Genomic DNA, 21,896 nt, shown 5'->3' on the forward strand with positions numbered 1-21,896 from the left:
ACCCATTCTGCGGCCCGCCCCGCGAACCCGCCGGGCAGCGCCCACGGCCACAGCCGCGGCGGTCAGATGATCAGGTGAGTCCAGTAGGTGAGCCACACCGCGAACAACGCGCCCTGCAGCAGCGTCAGCGCGGCGGTGAGCCAGCCGTCGAGGCCGGGCCGCCGCGCCCAGCGGGCCAGCACGAACGCGACCGGGAAGGCGGCGAGCAGGTAGCGCAGCAGGCTCTTGTACACCGGCGGGCCCATCGACAGCGGCACCAGCACCATGACGAGCGTGTAGACCAGGTATGGCCAGTCGGCGCGCCGGCGCAGCCCGACGACCGCCACCGCCAGCATCGCCACCGCGATCCAGACCCGCAGCGCGTCGGCCGAGTTGCCGCCGGTCAGCGCGGACGCGGCGGTCCCGAGCGGGCTCTGCAGCCGGATCCCCCAACCCGTCTCCTGGGCGTGCTGGTAGGCGAACCAGTCGCCGCTCTGCCAGCGGCAGAACGCCATGAACGTCAGCCAGCCCGCCGGGACCAGCAGCAGCGGCCAGCCTTGCCGCAGCAGGCGCGGCCACGCCCGGGGTCCGGCCCGCCAGCCGTGTTCGCGCAGCAGCACCAGCGTCAGCGGCACCACCACGAGGAAGCCGACCGAGCGGCTCATCGCCAGGAAGTAGCCGACGACGCCGACGAGCAGCCAGCGGCTCCGCTCGGCGTACCAGAAGGCGGCCAGCGTCAGACAGACGAACAGCGACTCGGTCAGCGCCGCCTGGAACAGGAACGCCGTCGGCAGGAGCAGCAGGTACCGGACCGCTCGCCGGCTGCCGGCCGGTCCCGCGCCGCCGAGCAGCAGGCCCCCCAGCCGGTACGCGTAGTAGAGCTGGAACACCAGCGCCACGTTGCTCACGAGCAGCAGCGCCCACGCGGTGTGCCCGCCGAGCAGCGGTGCGATCGGCCGGGCCAGGAACGGGTAGAGCAGCGGGAAGCCGAAGTCCGGCCAGGGCCGGTCCAGCGGCAGCCGGGCCAGGTGCTCGTAGAGGAACGAGTCCCAGGCGAACCAGAGCGAGAACCAGCGGTGCGGCGAGATCGCGTCCTGCTGGGCCCGCATCGAGGTCTCGCCGGGCGGCGGCGCGCCCGGCACCCCGTCCCAGGCGGTGAGCACCAGCACGCCGATCAGGCTGAGCACGAGCTTCGAGCCGGCGAAGACGGCGAGCACGAATCCCCACGGCTCAGGCAGCCGGCGGACCGGAGACCCGCGCGACCACCACCGGGTACGCCCGGAGCGCGCAACGCCGCGGAGGCCGCCCACGCGGCCGGCCTCGGCCGTGCCGCCGGCGTCGGCCCGCCGCTCCTCCGCCATCGCGCTCCCACCGGTCGACCCTGGCCGAACGTGCCCGGCCGGAAACCCGGCCCGCATTCCCCATCCCACCCCGCCCACACCCGCCCCGCCTCGGCCCCGGCCCCACCCCCGGCCCGGCCCCGGCCCCGGCCCCGTCGATCATGAGGTTGGCGGCGACAAATCGGACGCCAACCGCCGCCAACTTCATGATCGACGGGCCCGGGGGGTGGGGCCGGGCAGGGCCGGGCGGGGCCGGGCAGGGCCGGGCGGGGCCGGGCAGGGCCGGGCGGGGCCGGGCAGGGCCGGGCGGGGCCGGGCGGGGCGGTGAGAGGGCTGGGCGGTCGGCGGATCGGTATGGACCGGCAGGTGAGAACGCGGTCAGGGTGGGTATGCGCGCTGCCGCATCGGCAGGCGGGGGGCACGCACGGCATGAGCGACGGCGACGGGACCGTGGTCATCGGGGCGGGGCCGGCCGGGCTCACCGCGGCGTACGAGTTGCTGCGGCACGGCGAGCCGGTCCGGGTCTACGAGGCCGACGACGTGGTGGGCGGGATCAGCCGGACCGTGGAGCGCGACGGCTGGCGCTTCGACATCGGCGGGCACCGCTTTTTCACAAAGGTGTCCCGGGTCGAGGACTTCTGGCACGAGATCCTCCCCGACGAGGACTTCCTGCTCCGGCCGCGGATGAGCCGGATCTACTACCGGGGCGCGCTGTTCGACTACCCGCTCAGCGCCGGCAACGCGCTGCGCAACCTCGGCCTGCTGGAGGCGGTGCGCTGTCTGGGCTCGTACGGCCGGGCCCGGCTGCGGCCACCGAAGGACCAGTCGCACTTCGAGGGGTGGGTGTCGGCGCGATTCGGCTGGCGGCTCTACTCGATCTTCTTCAAGACGTACACGGAGAAGGTCTGGGGGATGCCGGCCGACCGGTTGCAGGCCGACTGGGCCGCCCAGCGGATCAAGAACCTGTCGCTTGCCACGGCGATGCGCAACGCGCTGCTGCCCCGGCGCAACCGCACGGACGTGACCAGCCTGATCGAGGAGTTCCAGTACCCGAAGCACGGCCCGGGGATGATGTGGGAGCGCTGCGCCGAGGAGGTCGTCAAGCGGGGCGGCACGGTGCGTACCGGTGCCTGGGTGACCGAGGTGCACCGCTATCCGGCCGCGCGGCGGGCCACCGCCGTGACGGTGGCCGACGCGGGCGGGGAGCGCACCGAGCCGGCCGACCACGTGATCTCCTCGATGCCGATCTCCGCGCTGGTGCGGGCCATGCGCCCGGAGGCGCCGTCCGAGGTGCGGGCCGCCGCCGACGACCTGCGGTATCGGGACTTCCTGACCGTGGCACTGGTGGTGCCGGAGGAGTTCTCGTTCCCGGACAACTGGATCTACGTGCACGACCCGGCGGCCCGGGTGGGCCGGATCCAGAACTTCGGCTCGTGGTCGCCGTACCTGGTGAAGGACGGGCGGACCTGCCTGGGGCTGGAGTACTTCGTGTTCGAGGGTGACGAGATGTGGCGGACGCCGGACGCCGAGCTGATCGCGTTCGCCACCGCGGAGCTGGAGCGGCTGGGCCTGGTCAAGCCCGGGTGCGTCGAGGCGGGCTACGTGGTCCGGATGCCGAAGGCGTACCCGGTCTACGACGAGCGGTACCAGCACAACGTCGACGTGATCCGGGACTGGCTCGCAGCGAACGTACCGAACGTGCACCCGGTCGGCCGCAACGGCATGCACCGGTACAACAACGCCGACCACTCCATGCTGACGGCGATGCTGACCGCGGAGAACATCGCGCACGGCGCGGAGCACGACGTCTGGACCGTCAACGTCGAGCAGGACTACCACGAGCAGCGCAGCCCGTCGCGGCACGGCACGGGCCGGGACGCGCCTGTCGTCCCGGCCCGGCGGTGAGGCCCCGGGCGTGAGGTGGTCGTGACGGGCGGCGTTGTGCCGGTCACCTAGTGTGGATCGGGACCGGCCCCCTTCCGGCGTCGCCACCTCCGGGCCCTGCGAGGACTGATGACCTTCAGCATCGGCATCTTCGACCTCTTCACCTACCTCACCCCCGGGTCGCTCTACCTCACATTGACCGCCTACCTCGCGGTCCGGCAGGACTGGGTGCGGCTTGACGACCTGAGCCGACAGCCCACGCCGCTGCTCCTGCTCCTGGCCCTGCTGCTCGCCTACGTGCTGGGCAATGCCACGTACGGCCTCGGTCGTGTCGTCGACCGGGCGCTGCCGTTCTGGAACTGGGGCCGATTCGACGCCCGCCGAGTGTTCGCGGAGCAGGCCCTCGGCGCGGCCGGCTCGCGGATGCTCACCGCGCCCTGGGGGGTGCTGCTCGCCGCGGCCGAGTTGCACAACCGCGAGGTGGCCGCCGAGGCGACGCGGATGCGGGCGATCGGGTTGATGATGCGGAACGCCACGGTGCCGCTGCTTCTCGGCGCGGTCCTGGCCGTGGTCGAAGCCGGTCGCGGGTTCGGCGGGACCGCGGCGGTCCTCGCCGGGCCGGCTCTGCTCGCCGTCGCGGGTGGCGCCGCCTGGCGGAGCGTGGTGCTGCGGTTCTGGGCCGAGTTGAAGACGTTGGAGATCTGCTTCGTCATCCCGGACATCGAGGACCGGCTCCGCGGTCCGGCCGGAACGGAACCGGCTGGAGGCCCCCGCGCGTGAGGGTGGTCATAACCGCTGGACGACCGCCGCGGCGGTGCTGCTAGCCTTCTGGGCAGGTCATGAGCGCCAGCGCGAAGCCCCGGCTCGCTGGCCGGCAACCCTCCTCCGCGGTGGGGTGCCCCGGGTGAAGACCAGGCACCGGCAGCCGCCGGTGCAAGCGTGGCCTGGCACCCAGGTCAGCAACAGACCAGGGAGACCGATGTCCGCACCACCCTCCACCCCGTCCGGCGATGTCGCCGCGTACCCGGCCCGCTTCGCGCTGGTCAAGCGCCGCCACGTCGACCTGATGCGGGTGTGCAGCGACGCCTGTCGCCTCGCGCGCTGAGCGAGCGCCACCCCTCCTTTCCCCGTTCCACCCTTCTCCGGCCCGGCCGTCCGTCCGGCGGGCCGGCGCCGACGCGCACCTCCGCGCGTCCATCCACTCTGGAGAGACATCGTGCGTTTCCGTACCGTCCTGACCCGTGCCGCCGCCGTCGGCGCGGCCGCCCTGCTCGCCGTCACCGCGCTCACCGCCTGCGGCAGCGACGACACCGCCGCGGCCGACAACCCGTACGGCCTGCTCCAGCCCGGCGTGATCCGCGCCGGCACGCTCACCGACGCCCCGCCGAACGTCTTCCTGAAGGACGGGAAGTTCACCGGCTTCGACAACGAGCTGCTGCGTGCCGTGGCCGACAAGATCGGCCTGAAGGTGGAGTTCGTCGGCACCGACTTCTCCGGCCTTCTCGCCCAGGTCAACAGCGGCAAGTTCGACGTGGGCAGCTCCTCGATCACGATCACCGAGGCGCGCAAGAAGACAGTCGACTTCGGCAACGGCTACGACTTCGGCTACTTCGGCCTGGACGTGCCGGCCGGCTCCTCGATCACCGGCTTCGACCAGCTCGCCGGCAAGCGCGTGGTGGTGGTCCAGGGCACGGTGCAGGACGACTACGCCACCAGGCAGAACCTCGACCCGGTGCGGGTGCCCGACTACAACAGCGCGATCAACCAGCTCAAGGCCGGTACCGCTGACGCCTGGATCGCCCCGGCCGAGATCGGCGACAAGTCCGCCGCCGACAGCAACGGCAAGATCAAGGTCGCGGCGAAGCAGCTCAGCCCCACCCCTACCGCGTACGCGGTGGCGAAGGGCGACGACAAGCTGCGCGAGGCGCTGAACAAGGGCCTCGACGAGGTCATCGCCGACGGCACGTGGAGCCGCCTGCAGGCCGAGTACTACCCGGGGCGGCCGATCCCGGCCGACTTCAAGCCGGGCAGCGGGTCGGTGGCGGTGCCGTCGCCGTCGGCCGCCTCCTGAACCGGTAACCGAGCACGAGCGGGGCGGACGGAGCGGACATGGATCCACTGAGCACGCTGTGGGAGACGTTCTTCGACTGGGACTCGATGCGCGAGGCGCTGCCCGAGATGCTCACCGTCGGGCTGCCCAACACGCTCACCCTGGCGGTCTCCGCCGCCCTGCTCGGCTCGGTGCTGGGCATGCTGCTGGCCGTCGCCGGCATCTCGCGTACCCGATGGTTGCGGTGGCCGGCACGGGTCTACACCGACGTGTTCCGCGGCCTGCCGGCCGCGGCGACCATCCTCCTGATCGGCGTGGGCCTGGCGCCGCTCGGCATGCAGGTGTGGGGCCCCAACCCGTATCCGCTGGGCGTGCTGGCGCTGTCCCTGATCGCCGCCGCCTACCTCGGTGAGATCTTCCGGGCGGGCATCCTCAGCGTGGAGGCCGCCCAGTTGGAGGGCGCGCGGGCGCTCGGCTTCTCCTGGGGCGAGGCGATGCGCCTGGTGATCATCCCGCAGGGCGTACGCCGGGTGCTGCCCGCCTGGGTCAACCAGCTCATCGCGCTGATCAAGGACTCCAGCCTGGTCTACTTCCTCGGCCTGCTGGCCAGCCAGCGGGAGTTGTTCCGGATCGGGCAGGACTACGCGGCCAACACCGGCAACCAGTCCGCGCTGCTGCTGGCCGGGCTGTTCTACCTGGTGCTGACCGTGCCGCTGACCCACGCGGTCAACTGGCTGGACCGGCGGCTGCGGCAGGGCCGCCCGGCCGCGCCGCCCGAGCCGGAGCCGGATGCCGAGCCGATCGACCTCACGCCGTCCGGAAGGGACCCGCGATGACCACCACCACGACCTCGGTCAGCCTGGCCGTCCGCGACGTGCACCTGGCCTTCGGCGCGCACCGGGTGCTGCGCGGCGCGGACCTGGACGTGGCCCGGGGCCGGGCGGCCTGCGTCATCGGCCCGTCCGGCTCCGGCAAGTCGACTCTGCTGCGCACCATCAACCGGCTGATCGAGCCGGACCGGGGTGACGTGCTGCTGGACGGGCGCAGCGTGCTGCGCGACGACCCGGACGCACTGCGTCAGCGCATCGGCATGGTGTTCCAGCAGTTCAACCTGTTCCCGCACCTGAGCGTCCTGCGCAACATCACGCTGGCGCTGCGCAAACTCAAGAAGCTGAGCGAGGACGAGGCGGTGGCGCTGGCCCGCGCCCAGCTCGACCTGGTGGGCCTGGCCGGCAAGGCGGACGCGCGACCGGCGCAGCTCTCCGGCGGCCAGCAGCAGCGCGTCGCCATCGCGCGGGCGCTCGCGTTGCGCCCGCAGGTGATGCTGTTCGACGAGGCGACCAGCGCGCTGGACCCGGAGCTGGTCAAGGGCGTGCTGGCGGTGATGGCGGACCTGGCCGCCGCCGGGATGACGATGGTCGTGGTGACCCACGAGATGGGGTTCGCGCGCAGCGTCGCGGACACGGTGGCGTTCATGGACGCGGGCGTGGTGCTGGAGTCCGGCCCGCCGGAGGCGGTGTTCGAGGCGCCCGAGCATCCGCGGCTGCGACGCTTCCTGTCCCAGGTGCTGTGACAGACCCGCGGCCTCAGCCCTTCACCGCGCCGATCAGCACGCCCTTGACGAAGTGCCGCTGGATGAACGGGTAGACCGCGACGATCGGCGCGACGGTCAGCACCACCACCGCCATCTTGACCGCCTCGGTCGGCGGCATGGTCACCCCGCTGCTGCCGCCGGAGGTGTGCGGGGCCTGCCCGGCCAGCAGGTAGCTCTGCAGCACCCGCTGGATCGGATACATGTCGTTGCGGTCGATGAACAGCAGCGCGTCGAACCAGACGTTCCAGTAGCTGACCGCGTAGAACAGGCCGACCACCGCGATCACCGCGCGGGACAGCGGCAGCACGATGCGCGCGAGCGTCCGGAAGTCGCTCGCGCCGTCGATGCGGGCGCTGTCCAGCAGTTCCGACGGGATGCCCTGGAAGAACCCGCGCACCACGACCAGGTTGAACACGCTGATCGCCGGTGGCAGGACCAGCGCCCAGATGGTGTCCTTCAGCCCCAGCCCGGTGACCACCAGGTAGCGCGGCACCAGCGGCGGGTAGACCAGGAACGGGATCAGGAAGTACGCCAGCAGCCAGCGGTGTCCCAGCGAGCCGGGGCGGGACAGCCCGTACGCGGCCAGCACGGTGACGGTCAGTGCGATGGCGGTGCCGAAGACGGTGACCAGCGTGCTGATCCACAGCGCCCGGGTCACAGCGCCGCCGGCGAAGATCGTCTCGTACGCGGACGTGTCGAGGCCCCGGGGCACGACCACCAGGCCGCCGGCCCGGGCGATGGTCTCCCGGGAGGAGAGGCTGGTCACCAGGATCACCCAGAGCGGGAAGAGTACGCCCGCGACCAGCACGGTGAGCATGACGGCCTTGAGCCCCTGCCCGACCGGGGTGGGTGGTTCCTGCCACACCGGCCGGCGGGATCGGTCACCGGCGGCCCGGCGGATGAGCGTGGTCATGACTTCGAGTAGATCCCTCGTTCGCCGAGCATGTGCGCCACGCGGTTCGCGGCCAGGATCAGCACCAGCCCGATGACGGCCTTGAACAGTCCGGCCGCCGCGCCGTAGCCGTAGTTCCCGGTGGCGATGGAGAAGTGGTAGACGAAGGTGTCGAGCACCTCGGCGGCCTGCCGGCCGACGGCGTCACGTTGCAGCAGGAACTGCTCGAAGCCGACCGAGAGCGCGTCGCCCAGCCGCAGGATGAGCAGCAGCACGATCACCGGGCGCAGGCCGGGCAGCGTGACGTGCCACAGCCGCCGCCACCGGCCGGCGCCGTCCGCGGCGGCGGCCTCGTAGAGGTTCTGGTCGATGGTGGACAGCGCGGCGAGGAAGACGATGGTGCCCCAGCCGACGTCCTTCCACACCGCCTCGACGGTGACCAGGACGATGAACGTGTCCGGGTTGGTCATCACGTTCCACGGTTGCATCCCGGCCTCGCGCATGCTCTGGGCGAGCAGCCCGGCGCCGCCGAGCATCGCGACGAAGAACGTCACCACCAGTACCCAGCTGAAGAAGTGCGGCAGGTAGACGATGGTCTGGATCAGGCCGCGCAGCCGGCTGGACAGCAGGTTGTGCAGCGCGATGGCCAGCAGGATCGGCAGCGGGAAGAAGAACACGAGCTGGAACGCGGTGATCGCCAGCGTGTTGCGGAACGCGTCCCAGAACGCCGGGTCGTCGAACAGCAGCTGGAACTGCCCGAAGCCGATCCAGTCGCTGTGCAGGAACGCCTGCCACGGGTTGTCGCCCAGGTAGGGATTGTAGTCCTGGAACGCGATCACGTTGCCGGCGATCGGCAGGTAGCTGAAGATCAGCAGGATGAGGAAGCCGGGCGCCACCATGGCGAGCAGTTGCCAGTCCCGGCGCAGCCGGGTGCGCAGCGGCACACGGCGGCGGGACGGGCGGCGTCGGGGCGGGCGGCCCGGTGGGGCCGGCGCGTCCGGCCGGGCCTGTTCGGGCCCGGCCAGGACGGCCGGCTCATTCACCGGCCCTCCTTGGGCAGCGAGTCGGCGAGCAGCTTGCGGGCCTCCTCGCCGCCGTTCGCCTTCCACTCCTTGACGATGGCGTCCACGTCGGCGAGCGGCCGGCGGCCGCGCAGCACGTCGGTGAACTTGTCCTCGGTGGGCACCTGGTTGGCCTTGTAGGCCGCGGGCATCTCCAGCTTCACCCCGGCCCAGGGGTTGGGCTCCATGTGCTTGACCATCTCGTTGGAGTACGCGAGCACGTCCGGCACGAAACGCGGGGTGTCCGGGAACGGCCCGATGGTGGGGTTGCGGCCGCTGATGAAGAAGTACTGGTTGGCGATCTCCTTGAACGCCAGGTCGGTCTTGACGGGCCCGTTCGGCGACGGGGTGTGGTGCTTGCCCGCCACACCGAAGTCCCGCAGCTGGGCCTCCTGGCTGCCGAGCGGCGCGGAGCACCAGTTGATGATCCGCAGCAGCTCCTGGACCCGGTCCTTGCCGAGGCCCTTCTTGACGAACGTGTAGGAGATCGGCTCGTCGTCGCCCCAGACCAGCGGGTCGCCCCCGGTGGCGGAGAAGACCGGCACCGGCTGGATGTTCAGCTTGGGGTTGGTCTTCTGGTGCTCGGCCTGGGCGCCCTGCCAGAAACCGACGCCGTCCTGGAGGAACACGATCGCGCCGTTCTTGGCGAACAGCTGCTTGGCGTCCGCGCCCTTGCTGGCCACGACGTCCGGGTGGACCAGGCCGTCCGCGTAGATCTTGGCCATGACCTCCAGCGCGCGGCGGAACTCCGGGGTCTCGTACTTGAACTCGGGCGTACCGTCCGGCTTGACCCGCCATCCGCCCTTGTGGCCCGGCACCTTGTGGAACATCTGGATCATGGCGAACACGTCGTTGAACGCCCACACCTTGCGCGCCGGGTCGGTGACCTGCTTGGCCGCAGCGAGCAGGTCGTCCAGGTTCGACGGAACGCCCAGGCCGCGGGCGTCGAGCACGTCCTTGCGGGTGAACAGCGCCCACGGGAACGGCCCGTCCGTGGGGTTGGGCACGGACATGATCCGCTCGTTCCACACCGCCCGCCGCCAGGCCCCGGTGGGGAAGCTCGCCAGCATCGGGTACGCGGCGGCGGCGTCGCCCTTCAGGTGGTCGGTCAGGTCCTCGAAGAGCACCTTGATCGCCTCGGCGAAGCGCGGGATCTTCTCCACCTCCCACCCCGGCACGCACAGCAGGTCCGGTACGTCCCGCGCGCCGAGCATCGCATTGAGCTTGTCGGCGTACGTGTTGCCGTCCTGGATGGTGAAGTTGACCGGCACGCCCAGCTCGGCGTTCACGGCCTGGAGGTAGGCGCTCTGCGCGGCTCCGGGCGGCGCCGGGCCCCAGGCGGGGGTCATCGCGGTGACCTGCTTGCCGCTGGTGCCGGGCTTGTCGGTGATGGCGTCGACGAGGTTCGCCGGGTAGCTGGTGTAGCCGTCGGGCACCGGGCGCGTACCCGTGATGTCGGGTTTGATGCCGCCGGGCAGGTCCTTGCGGGTGGGCAGCAGGCCGGAGACGGCGTCGAGGTTCTGGGCGGCGCCGGAGCCGGCCGGCTTCTCCGAGCAGCCGGCGAGCAGCGGGCCGGTGGCGGTGGCGGCCACGCCGAGGCCGACCAGGCCGAGGAAGCGGCGGCGGGAGGAGCCCGGGTCGGGGTGGTGCGCGGTCATCGGTCCCCCTTCGGGAAGGGAAGCGCAGTGGATTAGTTCGTATGGATGGTCAACAAACTAATCACGACCGTGAGCTTGCACAAGGGCGGACCGGATCGACACGGCGGTCAGGCCGGGCAGCGGTCGGACAGCGCGTACCGGGTGAGGACCACGTCGCCGATCTGGCGCACCTCGACCACCCGGGCCCGACGCCCCGGGTGCCACGGGAAGCGGCCGTCCCCGACGAAGCGCGGCGCACGCCCGTCCCCCACGAAGAACGGCGCCACGACCAGGTGCAACTCGTCGGCCAGGCCGGCGGTGAGGAACTGGCGGTGGACCGTCCCGCCGCCCTCCACCATCAGGCGCGTCACCCCGCGCCCGGCCAGGTCGGCCACCACCGCCTCCGCGGTGGCCGGATCCCCCGCGTCGACCACCGTGGACACCGCGCCCACCTGCTCGCGGGCCTTGTCCACCACGCCGCTCGGGCAGTACACCAGCTTGAGCCCGTCGCCCGCGGTGAAGAACCGGGCCCGCGGGTCGAGGTCGCCGCTGCCGGTGACGGTCACCTTCACCGGCGACGGCGGCAACCCGCGCGTCACCCGCGCGGCGCGCCGGTGCTCGCTGCGCACCAGCAGGCGGGGGTCGTCGCGGCGCACTGTCGCCGCGCCCACCAGGATCGCGTCGCATCCGGCCCGTGTCGCGTCCACCCGGTCCAGGTCGTCGTCGTTCGACAGCAGCAGCCGCTCGGTGCTCGCGTCGTCGATGTAGCCGTCGATCGACATCGCGCAGCTGAGCAGCACGTACGGGCGGGTGGTCACGGCACGAACGGCAGGTCGAGGGCGTGATCGGCGCGGGTCACCTTGGCCGCCAGGTAGCCGGCGTTGGCGGGCGACAGGTGCACGCCGGTGGACACCCGGTCGGCCACCGTCACGCCCAGCCGTTCGAGCTGGGCCGCCTTGTCCGGGTTGTTGCTGAGCAGGGACACCCGGTCCACGCCCAGCGCGGCGAGCATCTGCGCGGCCACCGTGTAGTCGCGCTCGTCCGCGCCGCGCCCGAGCGCCAGGTTCGCCTCGTACGTGTCGAGGCCGCCGTCCTGCAGGGCGTACGCGTCGAGCTTGGCGTACAGGCCGATGCCGCGCCCCTCCTGCCGCAGGTAGAGCAGGTAGCCGCCGGCCTGGGCGATCCGCTCGACCGCCTCGCGCAACTGCGGGCCGCAGTCGCAGCGCTGGCTGCCGAACACGTCCCCGGTGAGGCACTCGCTGTGCGGGCGGACCAGCGGCGGGTCGGCGTCGGCGTGCTCACCGAGACCGAACGCCAGGTGCTCGCGGCCGTCGACGAGTCCGTGGAAGGTGTGCACGCGGGCCGTGGTCACGTAGCCGTCGGGGAACCGGAGCGGAACCGTCACGCGGGTCCGGACCGTCGCGGTGGGCAGCGTTTCGTCCATGGTTCTCCTGTCGTCCGGTCGCCGGGCGGACCCGGCGACGCACACCTCGCTCCCCCACCGTAGGCGGGATCACCGACAGTTGCCGGGCTCGCGCCGGGGCAGCCGCCGTGCGAGCAGCACCGCAGCGCCGGGGAGGCTGGCCACCAGGACCAGCGCGCCGTACACCGTGCCGGTCGCCACACCCTGCGCGGCGGTCAGCCCGGCCGAGGCGAACGCCCACGCGGCCACCCCCTCGCGCGGCCCGAAACCACCCACGTTCAGCGGCACCGCCATCGCCAGCAGCGCCAGCAGCGTCAGCGGCAGCAGGTGCGACAGCGGGGCGTCCGCGCCGGCCGTGCGCGCGGCCACCACGAACGTGGCCAGGTGACCGGCGAACACCACTGTCGAGGCGATCACCACGCCGGCCCAGGTCCGGCGGCCCAGCACCCCGGAGCGCACGTCGGTCAGCGCGGTGCGGGCCGCCCGGGCGAACCGGGACGCCCCGGAGCGGGGCACCGCGCGGGCGGCCAGCACCAGCGCCAGCGCGACCACGGCGAGCACTGCCGCCAGCGCCGGCAGGTACCGGCGGACCGGCGACGGGAACGCGGCGAGCAGTGCCACCGCGATGACCACCTGCACCACCTGCCCGGCGGTGCGCTCCCACACCACCGCCCGCACGCCCCGGGCCACGTCCCCGGCGTCGCGGCCGTGCCGTACCGCCCGGTGCACGTCGCCGAGCACGCCGCCGGGCAGTGTGGAGTTGAGGAAGACCGCCCGGTAGCAGTGCGCCACCGCGGCGCGCATCGGCAGCCGTACGCCCAGCCCACCGGCGACCAGCGACCAGCGCCAGGCGCAGCAGACGGTGGTGATCACGCCGATGCCGAGCGCGGCGGCCAGCGCGGGCGCGTCGATCAGCCGCAGCCCGGCCAGGAACGGGCCGGTGCCCACCGAGGCGACGAGCGCGGCCAGCAGCGCGAGCCCGAGCAGCGGGCGGAGCCAGGCCCCGCCCGTCCGGGCCCGGCGCGGTGGCGCGGGCGTGACAGCCGGTACGGGTCCGGCAACGGCGACGTGTGACAAACGGTCCTCCCTCGTTCCCACCGGTTGTCACGTGCCAGCAGCCGGTTCGGTTCAGCCGGTGAGCAGGTCCGCGTGGTGCAGCACGACGTCGAGCCGCCCGGCGGCGGCCTCGGCGAGCCGCCACTTCTGATACGTCGCGGCGGGTCCGGACAGATGCGGTCGTTCCTCGATCGCCGCGTCGACCCAGCCGGTGAGCCACTCGGCGGCCAGTTCCGCCTGCTCCGGGCCGAGCCGCCAGGGGGTGGATCGCACCAGCGTCTCGACCCCGTGGCGGCGGAACGCGGCCACCGTGACGTCCACGGCATCCGGCCCGAGCAGCACCCGGCCGTCGACGGTGCGGCGCTGGTGGGCGTTGAACGCCGCGGTCAGCTCGGCGTCCAGCGGATCCGGCGGGGTGAAGTCGACCCGTCCGGTCACGGTGAGCGCGAACAGCGTCGGGTGGCCGGCGCAGGCCGCCGCCATCCGCTCGATCTCCTCGGCGGTGAGCATGTCCAGCAGCGCCGACGCGGTGATCAGGTGGGCGTCGGCCAGGTCGGCGGCGGTCAGCCGGGTCACGTCGGAGCCGCGCGTGGTCACGGTGACCTCGGCGCCGTCGGCGGCGGTGAGCCGCCCGGCCCGGGCCACCGCCAGCAGGTCCGCGTCGCGTTCGTGCAGCACCCAGCGCTGCGGGCCGGGCAGCCGGGGCGCGAGCCAGCGCGCCATCGATCCGGTGCCGCTGCCCAGGTCGTGCACGACGAGCGGCCGGCCGGCGGGCAGCCGGTCGCGGACCGCGTCGGCCAGCTCGGTGCTGCGGGCCGCCGCGTCGGCCGGCTCGCGCAGTCGCAGCCAGTCCGCGAAGCCGGGCGGGAGTGAGGTGGTCATGCCGCGGTCGCCTCCTTCAGTGCCGTCGCCAGCCGGTCCACGGTGACCGGCCAGCCGGTGAGGGTGTGCCGCCGCTGCCGGGCGGCGCGGCGCAACCGGTCCCGCAGGCCCGGGTCGGTGAGCCAGCGGCGCAGCGCCGCGGCGGTCGCGCCCGGGTCGCCCGGCGGCACCAGCAGGCCGGGCCGGCCGCCGCCGGGGGCGTGCCCGAGCGTGTCCGGCAGGCCGCCGGTGTCGCTCGCCAGCACCGGTACGCCCCGGGCCAGCGCCTCGGTGACCACCATCCCGTACGTCTCCCGCCGCGACGGCTGAACCAGCAGATCGGCTGCCGCGTACGTGGCGGCCAGGTCGGGGCCGGTGCGCGGCCCGGTGAGCCGGACCCGGCCGGCAAGACCGGTAGCGGTGAGCCGTCCGCGCAGCCGGTCGGCGAACGCCCGGTCCCGGTCCGGTGGACCGACCCAGTCGCAGGTCCAGTCCAGGTCGGCCACCTCGGTGAGCGCGGCGGCGAGCACGTCGTGGCCCTTCACCGGGGTGACCGCGGCGACGCAGAGCAGCCGTCCCCCGCCGGGCGTGCCGTCGGCGACGGGCGCCGGGTCGACCCCGGGTGGCGCGACAGTCACCCGTTCGGGGCGCAGCCGGTAGCGGTCGAGCAGCCGGTCACGGGTCCACGCGCTGGTGGCGACCACTACGGTGGCCGCCGCCAGCGACCGTGCCTCCGTCTCACCCTCGATCGGCAGGTGCACCAGGATCACCAGGCGCAGCCGCGCGGCGTGCGGGGCGAGCACGTCCGGCACGGTCGAGGCGACCAGGCCGTCGAGCAGCACCGGTACGCCATCGGGCAGCCCGCCGAGCAGCCCGGCCAGGTCGGCGCGTTCCCCCGGCCCCGGATGCGGCCAGCCACCGGGCACCTGGTGTTCGCGTACCGTCCAGCCGCGCGCGGCCAGGCCCTGGCAGACCCGGCGGTCGTAGGCGTTGCCGCCGCTGGGGTCCGCCGGGTCGTCGATGTCGCCCGGCAGCACCACGTGGACGACTGTCATCCGGTCAGAGCGACCGCTCGTAGCTCGCCCAGGCGATGTGCGACTCGTGCAGCGTGACGGTGATGCCGGCCAGGCCGCGCGCGCCCTCCCCCAGCCGGCCGTCGTGCACCGCGTCGGCGAGCCGGTCGGCGATCGTCCGCGCGAGCACCTCGGTGGTGGTGTTCACCCCGGCGAAGGCGGGCTCGTCGTCGAGGTTGCGGTAGTTCAGCTCGGCGAGCACGGCCTTGAGCTGCTCGGTGGCCAGCCCGATGTCGACCACGATGCCGTCGTCGTCCAGCTCGGCGCGGCGGAACGTGGCGTCGACGACGAACGTCGCCCCGTGCAGTCGCTGGGCCGGGCCGAAGACCTCGCCGCGGAAGCTGTGGGCGACCATCATGTGGTCCCGGACGGTCACGCTGAACACGATCACTCCTCGCCGTAGGTGATGAGATGACACAGCGCCGGCAGCTCACCGGAGGCGAGCCGGTCCAGCACGTCGGGCAGGTCGTCGAAGCGGGACCGGCCGGTGAGCAGCGCGTCGAACGCCGGGTCGGCCAGCAGGTCCAGGGCGAGCGCGAGCCGGTCGGCGTAACTGCGGTCGGCCCGCCGGGGCGACACGGTGCCGACCTGGCTGCTGCGGATGCCCAGCCGTCGGGAGTGGAACGCGCCGCCCAGCGCCAGCGTGACCGGCCGGTCGCCGTACCAGCTCAGTTCCAGCACGGTGCCCTCGGGGCGCAGCAGTTCCAGGCCGCGTTGCAACCCGTCGGCGGTGGCGCTGACGTGCACCACGAGGTCGCGCTCGCCGGTCGCGTCGGCGGGCGTGGCGAAGTCGGCGCCGAGCGCGGCGGCCACCTCGGCGCGGGCCGGGTCGATGTCGACGAGTTCGACCCGTACGCCGGGGAAACGGGTCAGCAGCGCGGTGACCGCGCAGCCGACCATCCCGCCGCCGATCACCGTGACCCGGTCCCCGACCAGCGGGGCGGCGTCCCAGAGCGCGTTGACAGCGGTCTCCACGGTGCCGGCCAGCACCGCGCGCTGCGCCGGCACGGCGTCCGGCACGACGGTCACGGCGTCGGCCGGGACCACGTACGCGCTCTGGTGCGGGTAGAGGCAGAACACGGTACGGCCGAGCAGCCGCTCGTCGCCCGCCTCGACGGTGCCGACGCTGAGGTAGCCGTACTTGACCGGTGCCGGGAAGTCGCCCTCCTGGAACGGCGCGCGCATGGCGTCGTGCTGGTCGGCCGGGACGCGGCCGGTGAACACGAGCGTCTCGGTGCCGCGGCTGACGCCGGAGAAACGGGTCCGGATCAACACCTCACCGGGGCCGGGCGCGGCGAGCCGGACCGGCCGGATCTCGCCCTGGCCGGGCGCGCGGAGCCAGAACGCGTGGGCGTCGACCGTCACGAACTCTCCTCTTCCCCGCATTCCGACCGAGTTGTCGATCATAAACACGGAAGCGGGGCGTCAGCGGTTCGAACCGCCCGCGACCCGATGCTCAGGCGGCACGCCGGCGCTGCTCCGTACGCCAGGTCTCGGCCTCGACCCGGTCGGAGTCCCGGTCCCCGGCCAGTTCCATGGCCCGGTGGGCGGCGGTCAGCGCGTCACACGGCGCGACCTGACCGTCACACAGCAGGCTCTCGCACCGTCCGGACCGGTCGGGCCGGTGGGCGACTGCAACGTCGTACGCGGCCCGCCAGAGCAACGGGTCGGTGACTCCCCGTGGCAGGTCGGCGTCCAGACTGGACCTGTTGCGGATCGTGTCGGGCACCGTGTCCCCCTTTGCGTCGTCGCTACCGTCCCAGTGACCGGTTGAGCGCAGATCAAACCTCTCACCTGCGCACATGCTCTGACCAGCGGTGTTTGTCACGCCGGATAGGCGCGCGTCTCGGCTGCCTTGACCGCCGCCCACACCGGGCGACCGGGGATCAGTCCGAGATGGGCCGCGGCGGCGGGCGTGACGTCGGCGGCGACCTCGACCGGCCCGGCGAGCTGCACGCGCAGGTTGTCACCGTGGCGTTGCACACCGCTCACGGTGGCCGCCCACACGTTGCGCGGGCTGCCCTCGGGCCGGGACGGGTGCAGCGCGACGGCAGCCGGCCGGTATGCGACGAACGCCTCACCGTGGACGGTGTCGGCGGTGGTGAGTGTCAGCTCACCGACGGTGACCGTGCGCCCGTCGGCGCGGCCGCGGTGCAGGTTGAGGCCGACCAGCCGGGCCACATAGTCGGTGCGCGGCCGGCCCGTGACGGTTGCGGCGTCGCCCTCCTGCACCACCCGGCCGTGCTCCACGATGACCAGTCGGTCGGCGAGCACCAGGGCGTCGAGGGGGTCGTGGGTGACCAGCAGCGTCGCGCCGGAATGCGCGCCGAGGTGGCGCTGGAGTTCGGCGCGGGTGTCCAGCCGGGTCCGGGCGTCGAGCGCGGCGAGCGGCTCGTCGAGCAGCAGCAGCGCCGGGTCGACGGCGAGCGCGCGGGCCAGCGCGACCCGCTGCGCCTGCCCGCCGGAGAGCTGCCGGGGCCGGCGCCGGGCCTGGTCACCGAGGCCGACCCGGTCCAGCCACTCCTGGGCCCGGGTGCGGGCGGCACGCTTGCCGGCGCCCCGGCGGCGCGGCCCGAACGCCACGTTGTCCAGCGCGCTGAGGTGCGGGAACAGCAGGTAGTCCTGGAACACCACGCCGACCGGCCGGCGTTCCGGCGGCGTCCACACCCGGCGGTCCGGCCGGTCCAGGTCGGCGCCGCCGAGCGTGAGGTGACCGGCGCTGAGCGGGTGCAGCCCGGCGAGCACCCGCAGCGCTGTGCTCTTGCCGGCACCGTTGGGGCCGAGCAGCGCCACCACCTCACCGGCGGCGATGCGAAGCCGCACGTCGAGGGTGAACCCGTCCCGCTCGGCGACCAGATGCGCGTCCAGCAGCGCGCTCATGTGCTTCCGACCCACCTGTCGCGCAGCGCGGCGAGGATGACCACGGAGACGGTGAGCAGGATCAGGCTCAGCACGATCGCCGCCTGCAGGTCGGTCTCCAGCGCCAGGTACACCGCCAGCGGCATGGTCTGGGTGCGGCCGGGATAGTTGCCGGCGAACGTGATGGTGGCGCCGAACTCACCGAGCGCCCGGGCCCAGCAGAGCACCGCCCCGGCCGCCACGCCCGGGGCGACGAGCGGCAGCGTGACCCGGGTGAAGGTGGTGAACCGTCCGGCGCCGAGCGTGGCGGCGGCCTCCTCGTACCGGGGGTCGGCGCCGCGAAGCGCACCCTCGACGGCGATGACCAGGAACGGCATCGCCACGAACGCCTCGGCCAGCACCACTCCGGCGGTGGTGAACGGCAGCGTCACGCCGAAGGTCTCGTCCAGCCACGACCCGATCAGCCCGCGCCGGCCGAAGACCAGTAGCAGCGCCACGCCGCCGACCACCGGCGGCAGCACCAGCGGCACCGTGACCAGCGCCCGGACCAGCCGCCGGCCGGGGAACTCCACCCGCGCCAAGAGCCAGGCCAGGGGTACGCCGAGCGCCACGCAGAGCAGCGTGGCGACGGTGGCGGTCTCCAGCGACAGCCGCAGCGCGGTGAGCACGCCCGGTTCGGTCAGCCGCCGGGGCAGCGTGGTCCAGGGTGCCCGGAGCAGCAGGCCGGCGAGCGGCAGGACGAGGAAGGCGAGTCCGAGCCCGGCGGGCACGAGCAGGGCGATCGGCACCCGCTGCCGGCGTACGGTGCGGCTCATGCGCCGGGCGGCGCCTGGAACCCGGCGGCGGTGAGCACGGCGAGCCCGGCGTCGGAGCGGACGAAGTCGACGAAGGCGCGGGCGCCGGCCGGGTTGCCGGCGGTGCGCAGCACCACGATCGGGTAGTCGTTCACCGCGCGCGCCGACTCGGGGAACTCGACGGCGTCGAGTCCGGGGGCGGCGCGGACGTCGGTGCGGTAGACCAGTGCCGCGTCGACCTCGCCGAGGCGCAGCTTGGCCAGCGCGCCCTTGACGTCCTGTTCGAGCGTGGCAGGCGTGAGCCGCACACCAGCGGCGTCCAGCGCGGTGCGCGCGGCGGCGCCGCAGGGCACCTGCTCGGCGCAGATCGCCACCTTCACTCCGGGGCGGGCGAGGTCGGCCAGGCCGCCGACCCGGGCCGGGTTACCAGCAGGTACGGCGACGACGAGCTGGTTGCGCACCAACACGGCAGGTTCACCGGCCGCGTCACCGGCGTCGGTGACCGTCTTCATGGTGGCCGGGGAGGCGGCGGCGAACACGTCGGCGGGCGCCCCCTGGGTGATCTGGGTGGCGAGCCCGGAGCTGCCGCCGAAGTTGAACGTGACGGTGCTGCCGGGGTGCGCGGCCTCGTAGTCCTTGCCGAGCCGGGTGAACGACTCGGTGAGCGAGGCGGCGGCGAACACCGTCACCGGGCCGGCGCCGTCCGGATCGGCCGGCCCGTCGGTGCTGCCGCAGGCGGTCAGGCCGAGCGTCGTCACCAGCGCGGCGGCGAGCGCGGCGCGGATCCACCGTACGGTCACGGGCTCGTCCTTCCCCTGGGGGTGGCGGGGGCGCGCTCGACCACGACGGTGGTCGACTTGATCACCGCGACGGCGACGGAACCGACCTGGAGGTCGAGGTCGTCGACGGCCTCGCGGCTCATCAGCGACACCACCCGGAACGGCCCGGCCTGGATGTCCACCTGGGCCATCACGGTGTCCTTGACGACGGCGGTGACGATGCCGCGCAGCCGGTTACGGGCCGAGGACAGCTCGGGGTGGCCGGGCGCGCGGACGAACGCTGCCACGTCGGCGCCGTCGAGCACCCGGTGACCGTGCTCGTCGCGGGTCGCAGGCAGCTTGCCGGCGTCGATCCAGCGGCGGACCGTGTCCGCGCTGACCCCGAGCAGCTCGGCCGCCTCGCCGATCCGGAACACCGTCACGCGCTCACCCTAGCGGCCCGCAGGTGCGAGCCGGAAGGGGCATCCTCGCTCGCATCGGCGAGCCGCCAGGCGGATCGGGACCCGGAACTGCGGTTCAGTCGGCCGGGGTGATCCGGACCCGGCGCAGCAGCTGGGCGTTGAGCGCGACAACGATCGTGGAGGCGGACATCAGCACCGCGCCCAGCGCCGGGCTGAGCGCGATCCCCGCCCAGGCGAGGACGCCGGCGGCGAGCGGGATCGCCACCACGTTGTAGCCGGCCGCCCAGGCCAGGTTCTGCCGCATCTTCCGGTACGAGGCGCGGGACAGCCGGATCACGCCGCCGACGCCGCGCGGGTCGGAACCGGCGAGCACCACCCCGGCGGACTCGATCGCCACGTCGGTGCCGGCGCCGATGGCCAGCCCGACGTCGGCGCGGGCGAGCGCCGGCGCGTCGTTCACTCCGTCGCCGACCATCGCCACCGTCAGTCCCCGGCCGCGCAGCTCGGCCACCGCCTTGTCCTTGTCGGCGGGGAGCACCTCGGCGAAGACCTCGTCGACGCCGGGCCGGAACCCGAGGTCGGCGGCGACCGCCTCAGCGACCGGGCGCGCGTCGCCGGTGATCATCACGATCTTGCGTACGCCGAGGTCGCGCAGCTCGGCCACGGCGGCCCGCGCCTCCGGGCGGACCTGGTCCTCCAGCCCGAACGCGGCGGTCACCTCCGGCGGGCCGCCCTCGGGCAGCCGGACCAGGTGCAGCACCGCGGCACCGCGACCCGACCACTCCTGCGCGGCCCGGGCCAGGTCGTCCGGCACCGGGGCGCCGAGTTCGCGCAGCAGCGCCGGCCCGCCGACCGCCCAGTCGACGCCGTCCACCGTGGCGCGCACGCCCCGGCCGGTCAGCGCCCGGAAGCCGCGCGCGGCCGGGCGGGCACCACGGGCGTCGGCGGCGGTCACGAGCGCCCGGGCCAGCGGGTGCTCGCTGTCGGCCTCCACCGCGCCGGCCAGGGCCAGGGCGGCCGTCTCGTCCGTCCCGCCGGTGGCGGCCACCCCGGTCACCGTGTGCCGGCCGGTGGTGAGCGTGCCGGTCTTGTCGAACAGGACGGTGTCGACGGTGCGCATCCGCTCCAGCGCGAGCCGGTCCTTGACCAGGATGCCGGCGCGGGCCGACAGCGCTGTGGACAGCGCCACCACCAGCGGGATCGCCAGACCGAGCGCGTGCGGGCAGGCGATCACCAGCACGGTCACGGTGCGTACCACCGCCTGGTCGGGGTCGCCGAGCAGCGCCCACACCGCGAACGTCGCCAGGCCGGCGAACGCCGCCAGGTAGAACAGCAGCGCGGCGAACCGGTCGGCGAGCACCTGCGCGCGCCCGCCGGAGGCCTGCGCCTGCGCGACGAGCCGCCCGATGCCGGCCAGCGCGGTGTCCGCGCCGACGGCCTCGACGCGTACCCGGAGGGTGGAGTCGGTGGCGACGGTGCCGGCCACCACCCGGTCGCCGGCGGCGCGGGCCACCGGCCGCGACTCGCCGGTGATCATCGACTCGTCCAGCTCGGCGGCGCCCTCGACGATCCGCCCGTCGGCCGGCACCCGCCCGCCGGGGCGCACCAGCACCACGTCGTCCACCCGCAGCTCACCGACGGGCACCGGATGCGGCTGCCCGGCGTCGTCCAGGCGCTCGGCGTCGTCGGGCAGCAGCGCGGCGAGGGCGCCGAGCGCACCACGCGCCTGCCCGACCGCCCGCATCTCCTGCCAGTGGCCGAGCAGCATGATGGTGACCAGCGCGGCGAGTTCCCACCAGAAGTCCAGGTCGAACAGGCCGAGGCTGGTGGCGGCCGAGGCGAGGTACGCGACCACGATCGCCATCGAGATCAGCAGCATCATCCCGGGGGCGCGCTCGCGCAGCTCACGCAGCCCGCCGGTGAGGAACGGCCAGCCGCCGTACGCGAACACCACGGTGCCGAGCACCGGGCCGACCCAGCGCACGCCGGGGAACTCCAGCGAGTAGCCGAACCAGTCCATCACCATGTGGCTGGTGGCGACGATCGGCACGGTCAACGCGAGGCTCAGCCAGAACCGGCGGCGGAACTGCTCCGGGTCGTGCCCCGCGTGCGCGCCGTGGTCGCCGTGGTGGGCGGTGTCGTGACCGGATCCGTGCTCCATGCCGCCCACCATACCCCCTGGGGGTACCCGTCCACATCAACTCGGCGAAGTG

General features: G+C 73.6%; 23 protein-coding genes and 1 riboswitch. Of the genes, 6 read left to right on the forward strand and 17 right to left on the reverse strand.

Annotated features, from left to right (window positions below):
• Positions 1–62 precede the first annotated feature (62 nt).
• Positions 63–1,340: a hypothetical protein gene (locus tag O7611_RS16095; protein ID WP_269697148.1), complete on the reverse strand. Its 1,278-nt coding sequence runs from the start codon at positions 1,338–1,340 to the stop codon at positions 63–65.
• Positions 1,341–1,748: 408 nt separating this feature from the next.
• Here O7611_RS16095 and O7611_RS16100 point away from each other — a divergent pair, with 408 nt between their 5' ends.
• The 6 genes from O7611_RS16100 (at position 1,749) to O7611_RS16125 (ending at position 6,826) form a co-directional block, all read left to right on the forward strand.
• The gene (locus O7611_RS16100) at positions 1,749–3,224 is read left to right on the forward strand and encodes an NAD(P)/FAD-dependent oxidoreductase (protein ID WP_194799150.1); all 1,476 of its coding nucleotides are present in this window, start codon (positions 1,749–1,751) and stop codon (positions 3,222–3,224) included.
• A gap of 108 nt (positions 3,225–3,332) precedes the next feature.
• The gene (locus O7611_RS16105) at positions 3,333–3,983 is read left to right on the forward strand and encodes a hypothetical protein (RefSeq protein WP_194799149.1); all 651 of its coding nucleotides are present in this window, start codon (positions 3,333–3,335) and stop codon (positions 3,981–3,983) included.
• A gap of 55 nt (positions 3,984–4,038) precedes the next feature.
• Positions 4,039–4,149: riboswitch (SAM riboswitch) on the forward strand.
• 33 nt (positions 4,150–4,182) lie between these two features.
• Positions 4,183–4,308, forward strand: coding sequence for a hypothetical protein (locus O7611_RS16110; RefSeq protein ID WP_013286752.1), 126 nt, complete (start codon positions 4,183–4,185; stop codon positions 4,306–4,308).
• A 111-nt stretch (positions 4,309–4,419) separates the two neighbouring features.
• The gene (locus tag O7611_RS16115) at positions 4,420–5,274 is read left to right on the forward strand and encodes an ABC transporter substrate-binding protein (protein ID WP_194799148.1); all 855 of its coding nucleotides are present in this window, start codon (positions 4,420–4,422) and stop codon (positions 5,272–5,274) included.
• 38 nt (positions 5,275–5,312) lie between these two features.
• The gene (locus tag O7611_RS16120) at positions 5,313–6,089 is read left to right on the forward strand and encodes an amino acid ABC transporter permease (protein WP_194799147.1); all 777 of its coding nucleotides are present in this window, start codon (positions 5,313–5,315) and stop codon (positions 6,087–6,089) included.
• Positions 6,086–6,826 carry an amino acid ABC transporter ATP-binding protein gene (locus tag O7611_RS16125; RefSeq protein WP_194799146.1) on the forward strand — a complete coding sequence of 247 codons (741 nt, stop codon included), beginning with the start codon at positions 6,086–6,088 and terminating at the stop codon, positions 6,824–6,826. The genes O7611_RS16120 and O7611_RS16125 overlap by 4 nt, the downstream gene beginning before the upstream one ends.
• Before the next feature lie 13 nt (positions 6,827–6,839).
• On the opposite strand, the gene O7611_RS16130 is transcribed toward O7611_RS16125, so the two are convergent.
• From O7611_RS16130 to O7611_RS16205, 16 genes are all read right to left on the reverse strand, one after another.
• Positions 6,840–7,760 carry a carbohydrate ABC transporter permease gene (locus tag O7611_RS16130; protein ID WP_194799145.1) on the reverse strand — a complete coding sequence of 307 codons (921 nt, stop codon included), beginning with the start codon at positions 7,758–7,760 and terminating at the stop codon, positions 6,840–6,842.
• Positions 7,757–8,782: an ABC transporter permease gene (locus tag O7611_RS16135; RefSeq protein ID WP_194799144.1), complete on the reverse strand. Its 1,026-nt coding sequence runs from the start codon at positions 8,780–8,782 to the stop codon at positions 7,757–7,759. Before O7611_RS16135 ends, O7611_RS16130 begins: the two co-directional genes overlap by 4 nt.
• Complete coding sequence (locus O7611_RS16140; RefSeq protein WP_194799143.1) at positions 8,779–10,458, reverse strand: extracellular solute-binding protein; 1,680 nt, start codon at positions 10,456–10,458, stop codon at positions 8,779–8,781. Before O7611_RS16140 ends, O7611_RS16135 begins: the two co-directional genes overlap by 4 nt.
• A gap of 107 nt (positions 10,459–10,565) precedes the next feature.
• A complete protein-coding gene (locus O7611_RS16145) occupies positions 10,566–11,255 on the reverse strand; it encodes a RibD family protein (RefSeq protein ID WP_194799142.1) in 690 nt (229 codons plus the stop codon).
• Complete coding sequence (locus O7611_RS16150; RefSeq protein WP_135240544.1) at positions 11,252–11,881, reverse strand: GTP cyclohydrolase II; 630 nt, start codon at positions 11,879–11,881, stop codon at positions 11,252–11,254. The genes O7611_RS16145 and O7611_RS16150 overlap by 4 nt, the downstream gene beginning before the upstream one ends.
• 69 nt (positions 11,882–11,950) lie before the next feature.
• Positions 11,951–12,847, reverse strand: a complete 897-nt coding sequence (locus O7611_RS16155) for a lysylphosphatidylglycerol synthase transmembrane domain-containing protein (RefSeq protein WP_269698109.1) — start codon at positions 12,845–12,847, stop codon at positions 11,951–11,953.
• A gap of 141 nt (positions 12,848–12,988) precedes the next feature.
• Positions 12,989–13,798, reverse strand: a complete 810-nt coding sequence (locus O7611_RS16160) for a class I SAM-dependent methyltransferase (RefSeq protein ID WP_269697149.1) — start codon at positions 13,796–13,798, stop codon at positions 12,989–12,991.
• On the reverse strand, positions 13,795–14,832 hold the full coding sequence (locus tag O7611_RS16165; protein ID WP_269697150.1) for a glycosyltransferase family 4 protein: 1,038 nt from the start codon (positions 14,830–14,832) through the stop codon (positions 13,795–13,797). The genes O7611_RS16160 and O7611_RS16165 overlap by 4 nt, the downstream gene beginning before the upstream one ends.
• 4 nt (positions 14,833–14,836) lie before the next feature.
• Positions 14,837–15,235 carry a 6-pyruvoyl trahydropterin synthase family protein gene (locus O7611_RS16170; protein WP_194799138.1) on the reverse strand — a complete coding sequence of 133 codons (399 nt, stop codon included), beginning with the start codon at positions 15,233–15,235 and terminating at the stop codon, positions 14,837–14,839.
• Positions 15,236–15,237: 2 nt separating this feature from the next.
• The gene (locus O7611_RS16175; protein ID WP_442929349.1) at positions 15,238–16,257 is read right to left on the reverse strand and encodes a zinc-dependent alcohol dehydrogenase; all 1,020 of its coding nucleotides are present in this window, start codon (positions 16,255–16,257) and stop codon (positions 15,238–15,240) included.
• 49 nt (positions 16,258–16,306) lie between these two features.
• On the reverse strand, positions 16,307–16,579 hold the full coding sequence (locus O7611_RS16180; protein ID WP_194799136.1) for a hypothetical protein: 273 nt from the start codon (positions 16,577–16,579) through the stop codon (positions 16,307–16,309).
• Between the two features lie 95 nt (positions 16,580–16,674).
• Positions 16,675–17,730: an ABC transporter ATP-binding protein gene (locus tag O7611_RS16185; RefSeq protein ID WP_269697152.1), complete on the reverse strand. Its 1,056-nt coding sequence runs from the start codon at positions 17,728–17,730 to the stop codon at positions 16,675–16,677.
• On the reverse strand, positions 17,727–18,524 hold the full coding sequence (locus O7611_RS16190) for an ABC transporter permease (RefSeq protein ID WP_194799134.1): 798 nt from the start codon (positions 18,522–18,524) through the stop codon (positions 17,727–17,729). Before O7611_RS16190 ends, O7611_RS16185 begins: the two co-directional genes overlap by 4 nt.
• Positions 18,521–19,303 (reverse strand): molybdate ABC transporter substrate-binding protein, encoded by a 783-nt coding sequence (gene modA / locus O7611_RS16195; protein ID WP_194799133.1) that lies wholly within the window; start codon positions 19,301–19,303, stop codon positions 18,521–18,523. The genes O7611_RS16190 and modA overlap by 4 nt, the downstream gene beginning before the upstream one ends.
• Positions 19,300–19,704: a TOBE domain-containing protein gene (locus O7611_RS16200; RefSeq protein ID WP_194799132.1), complete on the reverse strand. Its 405-nt coding sequence runs from the start codon at positions 19,702–19,704 to the stop codon at positions 19,300–19,302. Before O7611_RS16200 ends, modA begins: the two co-directional genes overlap by 4 nt.
• A 94-nt stretch (positions 19,705–19,798) precedes the next feature.
• Positions 19,799–21,844, reverse strand: a complete 2,046-nt coding sequence (locus O7611_RS16205) for a heavy metal translocating P-type ATPase (RefSeq protein WP_269697153.1) — start codon at positions 21,842–21,844, stop codon at positions 19,799–19,801.
• Positions 21,845–21,896: the final 52 nt, after the last annotated feature.

It is taken from the genome of Micromonospora sp. WMMC273 (assembly GCF_027460285.1).
GTDB classification, from domain to species: domain Bacteria; phylum Actinomycetota; class Actinomycetes; order Mycobacteriales; family Micromonosporaceae; genus Micromonospora; species Micromonospora aurantiaca.